We start from the raw sequence: 2,914 nt of genomic DNA on the forward strand, positions 1-2,914 counted from the left end.
CCCGCCGCCCGTCTCCCCCGGGCGCTCCGTCGTCACGGCCGTCATCCCAGCACCGCCGGCTCCCCGGCGCGCGCGGCCGGTGCGGCACCGCCCGGGGTCCCGGGCACCTCGACCGCCCCGCGCAGCCGGGGGTCCAGCAGCCGCTCGACGACGTCGACCAGCAGCATCACGACGACGTACGCGAGCGCCACGACCACCACGGCCCCGACGACGACCGGTACGTCGCGCTGCATCGTCGCGTCGAGCAGCAGCCGCCCGAGGCCGGGCCGGCCGAACAGCGTCTCCACCACCACGGCCCCGCTCATCAGCGAGCCGAAGGCCCATCCCGACAGGGACACCGCCGGCAGCACCCCGTGCCGGAGCGTGTGCCGCCACAGCACCCGGACCGGCGACGCCCCGCGGGCGCGCGCGCTGGTGGCGAACGGCGCCGCGGCCGCCTCCTCGAGCGAGTCGCGCATGACCTGTCCGAGGAACCCCGCGACCGGCACGGCGAGCGTCACCGTCGGCAGCACCAGCCCGGCCACGTCGGTGCCGCTGCTCGTGGCGGGGAACCAGCCGAGCGTCGACGAGAACACCACGATCAGCACCGCCCCGAGCCAGAAGTGCGGCAGCACCGCCGCGACGACCTCGGCGCCGCGGAGCACCGCCGCGCTCGCCCGTCCGGCCGGCCCGGCCGACCGGACCGCCAGCGTCGCCACCGCGAGCGCGAGCACCCACGCCAGCGCGAGCGCCAGCACCGCGAGCAGCATCGTCCCGGGCAGCTGCTCGGCGAGCAGGTCCGACACCGGCACCCGGCGCGCGTACGAGTCGCCGAGGTCGAACGTCGCCACCCGCCACAGCTGCACCAGGTACTGCACGACCAGCGGCTGGTCGAGCCCGTACTGCGCGCGGGCCGCCGCCACCGCCTCGGGACCGGCCTGCGACCCGGGTCCGCCGAGGATCGCCTCGGTGGGGTCGCCGCCGGCGGCGCGGAGCGCGAAGAACACGACGGTGGCGACGACCCAGGCGACCAGCGCCGCCGCCCCGAGGCGCGCCAGCAGCCACCGCAGCCACGGACGGCGGACCGCCCGGCCCGCGTCGGCGACGGCGCGCACGGCGGTCAGGACCCCAGGCGGGCGTCGAGGAACGTCGGCGTGGACACGGTGTCCAGCGTCCGCATCCCGGTGACGCCGCGGGTGAGGAAGTGGTTCTGCTGGTCGTAGAGCGGGAGGATGTAGTAGCCCTCCAGCACGATCTGCTGCGCCTGCTGGTACAGGTCGGCGCGCTCGGCGTCGTCGGCCGTCGCCGACGCGCGGTCCAGCAGGTCGTCGAGCTCGGGGTCCTGCACCTGCGCGTGGTTGGCGAAGTAGCCGCTCGGCGCCGGGACCGTGCCGTCCGAGTGGTACAGGATCCGCAGCACGTCCGGGCCGACCTTCGTGTACGGCGCGGACACGGCCTCGTACTCGTGCGCGCCCAGCGCGGCGTACCAGGCGGACAGGTCGCTCGGGGTCAGCACGACCTCGAACCCGACGGCCTTCGCGTTCGCCTGGATCTGCTCGAACAGCGACTGCTCCGCGGCCACCGACTGGTTGGTGCTCACGGGGAACCGCACGCTCAGGCGCTGGCCGTCCTTGGTCCGGTAGCCCTCGTCGTCCGTGGCGGTCCAGCCGGCCTCGTCCAGCAGCTCCTCGGCGCGGTCGATGTCCGTGGTGAACAGGTCCTCGTCGCCGTACGCGGTCGGCTCGACGCTCGACAGCGGGGAGTACGACCGGGTCGCGGTCCCCGCGAACAGGGTCTCGATGCCCGGGTCCGGGTCGGCCGCGCGGACGAACGCCTCGCGCACCCGGACGTCGTCGAACGGCGGCTGCGCGCTGTTCAGCTCGATCCGGTTCGAGGAGCCCGGCCGGGGCGCGTCGACGTGCGTGATGTCGCCGCCGGCGTCGGCCTGCGCGATCGCGTCGGGCTGCGGGTTGTCGATCACCTGGACCTCGCCGGAGCGCAGCGCCGCGTACCGGGTCGCCGCGTCCGGGATGAACCGCCAGACGATCTCGTCCAGGTACGCCGGGCCGTCGTGCTCGGCCTGCGGGTCCAGCGGCACGTACTCGTCGTTGCGCACCAGCGTCACCTGCTGCTGCGGGACCCACTCGTCCACCACGAACGGACCGGTGCCGACCGGCGCCGCGCAGTTCTCGTCCATCCCGCGCTCGATGCCGGCCGGCGACTCCATGGCCGTCCACTGCTGGCTGAGCGACTCGAGCAGCGCGGAGTCGGGCTCGGTCAGGTGGAACCGCGCGTGCGTGGCGTCCACGACCTCGACCGACTCGACCTTCTGCACCGCGAGGTAGCCGGTCGACGAGCCGGTGTCCGGGTCCTGCAGGTGCTCGACGTTCGCCTGGACGGCCGCGGCGTCGAACGGGGTGCCGTCCGTGAACGTCACGCCGTCGACCAGGGTGAAGTCCCAGGTCAGCAGGTCGTCGCTCACGGACCACTCGCTGGCCAGCCACGGCAGGATCGTGCCGTCCGCGTCCCGGCCGACCAAGGGCTCCAGGTACTGCGTGCTGATCAGCGCCTGCGGGTAGTTGCCGCCGACGTGCGGGTCGAGGCAGGTGGGCTCGGCGTCGCCGGTCGCGTAGACCAGCGTGCCGCCGTCGCGCGGGGTCGCGGCGTCGTCGGCGTCCCCGTCAGAGCCGGTGCAGGCTGCGAGCGCGAGCGCCGCGACGGCGGCGAGCGCGGCGCCGGTGCGGGCACGGCGCGCGGCGGTGCGGGCGCGGACGGGACGGAGGGCGTGGGGCACGGGTCCACCTCGGGCGTCGGGGGTCCGGTCGCGGTTGACCCGCGACCGGCTTCTTGCACTGCGTCCAACAATAGGCGCAGGTGCCACGCACCTTCCGCGCCGGCGGCTGTGATCCCCGTCCCACGGCCCGCCTAGCATGGG

General features: G+C 75.0%; 2 protein-coding genes. Both read right to left on the reverse strand.

What is annotated here, in order from left to right; all coding sequences use genetic code 11:
* Positions 1-41: 41 nt before the first annotated feature.
* Positions 42-1,094 carry an ABC transporter permease gene (locus G6556_RS18125; RefSeq protein WP_166944448.1) on the reverse strand — a complete coding sequence of 351 codons (1,053 nt, stop codon included), beginning with the start codon at positions 1,092-1,094 and terminating at the stop codon, positions 42-44.
* Between the two features lie 5 nt (positions 1,095-1,099).
* Positions 1,100-2,773, reverse strand: a complete 1,674-nt coding sequence (locus G6556_RS18130) for an ABC transporter substrate-binding protein (protein WP_166944450.1) — start codon at positions 2,771-2,773, stop codon at positions 1,100-1,102.
* Positions 2,774-2,914 lie beyond the last annotated feature (141 nt).

This window comes from Cellulomonas sp. IC4_254 (assembly GCF_011603975.1).
In the GTDB taxonomy this organism is placed as follows: domain Bacteria; phylum Actinomycetota; class Actinomycetes; order Actinomycetales; family Cellulomonadaceae; genus Cellulomonas.